The organism is Idiomarina sp. UBA4206 (assembly GCF_002383015.1).
Lineage (GTDB): Bacteria > Pseudomonadota > Gammaproteobacteria > Enterobacterales > Alteromonadaceae > Idiomarina > Idiomarina abyssalis.
The window spans coordinates 58594-60380 of sequence record NZ_DFTS01000058.1; the positions used below are offsets into that span (position 1 = coordinate 58594).

Genomic DNA, 1787 nt, shown 5'->3' on the forward strand with positions numbered 1-1787 from the left:
CTGAGCCAGTTGCCCGACATCTGAACTTTCAATACAAAGCCTTTTCGCTCGACAATATCGATGAAGTGAAAAAGCAATTAGAAGATGTTGATCTTGTCATTAATTGCGCTGGTCCGTTTAGTCAAACAGCGGCCCCTCTTATTCAAGCCTGTATCGATACCAAAACTCATTATTTAGATATTACCGGCGAGATAGACGTATTTGAATACGCTCACTCCATGGACAAAGCCGCGCGCGAGGCCGGTATTGTTATTTGTCCTGGTGTTGGGTTTGACGTTATTCCAACAGACTGCATTGCTGCACGACTCAATGCACAAATGCCGGAAGCCGAGCATCTGGCTTTAGGCTTTGATTCCGGTTCACGTATGAGCCGGGGCACAGCCAAAACCAGTATCGAGCGTTTAGGTCGTGGAGGCGCAGCCCGCATTAACGGACAAATTACCGATGTTCCGCACGCCTGGCATTCTCGCTGGATAGATTTTGGTAATGGTGAGAAGTGTGCCATGACCATTCCCTGGGGCGATGTCTCTACCGCCTACTACACGACAGAAATTCCCAATATTGAAGTGTACATACCGGCCAGCCCACGCTTAGTGAAGAAAATGCGCCGGATGAACTGGTTCCGTTGGGTATTTAACTGGAAATGGGTTCAGGCTAAATTGAAGAAGAAGCTAGAATCACAGCCTGCCGGCCCTGAAGAAAAAGAACGGAAGAACAACCCGACTTACGTTTGGGGTGAAATTACCGATGGCAAAGGCAATAAGAAAAGTATGCGGGTAAAAGTGAAAAACGGCTATTCGCTAACCGCCGAAGGCGCTGTTGAGTTAGCCGTTCATACCTTAAGCCAGAAACAGTCAGGGGGCTTTTACACCCCCTCGCGTTTATATGGCGCTAAGCTACTGGACCAGTTTACGATTCAGTAGCTTGCTGCTGTTCTATTTTAGCCCAACTATCACGTAGTCCAACCGTCTGGTTGAATATCAAGCGAGCTTCTGTATCAGCATCCTGATCCATGCAATAGTAACCTAAGCGTTCAAACTGGAAGTTCTCGCCCAATTTCGCATTCGCTAAGTTAGCTTCCACAAAGCCCTTCTTGATAACCAGAGACTCCGGGTTCAGCGTCGAGAATAAGTCTTCCTCTGCAGCCGGGTTAGGTACCTGAAATAAACGGTCATACACGCGGAACTCTGCTTCTTTCGCTGTTTCTGCCGAAACCCAATGAATAACCCCTTTTACCTTACGGCCGTCCGCAGGGTCCTTGCCTAAGGTCTCAGCGTCGTAGTGGCAGTAAATGGTCTGAATCTCGCCGTTATCGTCTGTTTCAACGCGGTCCGCGCGAATAACATAGGCATTACGTAAACGCACTTCTTTATCCAGCACCAGACGCTTGAACTTTTTATTCGCCGATTCACGGAAGTCTTCCCGCTCAATCCAAATCTCGCGGCTAAAAGTCACCTGACGAGAGCCCATTTCCGGGTCATTCGGATGGTTTGGCGCATCCAACAGTTCCTGCTCGCCTTCCGGGTAGTTTTCAATAACAATTTTAACCGGGTCCATCACCGCCATGGCGCGTGGTGCGTTGGCGTTCAGGTCATCTCGAATACAGGCTTCCAGCATGCTCATTTCGACCTGATTATCCATTTTAGTCACACCAATGCGACGACAGAATTCACGGATTGAGTCCGGCGTGTAACCTCTGCGGCGCAAACCAGCAATACTGGCAACACGCGGATCGTCCCACCCGGTCACTTTATTTTCTTCTACCAGCGTATTGATAATGCGTTTAC

Annotated in this window: 2 protein-coding genes; one reads left to right on the top strand and one right to left on the bottom strand. The window is 48.9% G+C overall.

Annotated elements, in window-relative coordinates; all coding sequences use genetic code 11:
* A partial coding sequence (locus B3180_RS11920) for a saccharopine dehydrogenase family protein (RefSeq protein ID WP_286844767.1) occupies nucleotides 1-923 on the top strand: 923 nt, incomplete at its 5' end.
* On the opposite strand, the gene B3180_RS11925 is transcribed toward B3180_RS11920, so the two are convergent.
* Nucleotides 910-1787 (bottom strand): glutamate--tRNA ligase family protein (locus tag B3180_RS11925; protein WP_286844769.1); only part of this gene is annotated, 878 nt, incomplete at its 5' end. The two genes, B3180_RS11920 and B3180_RS11925, sit on opposite strands and share 14 nt — an antisense overlap.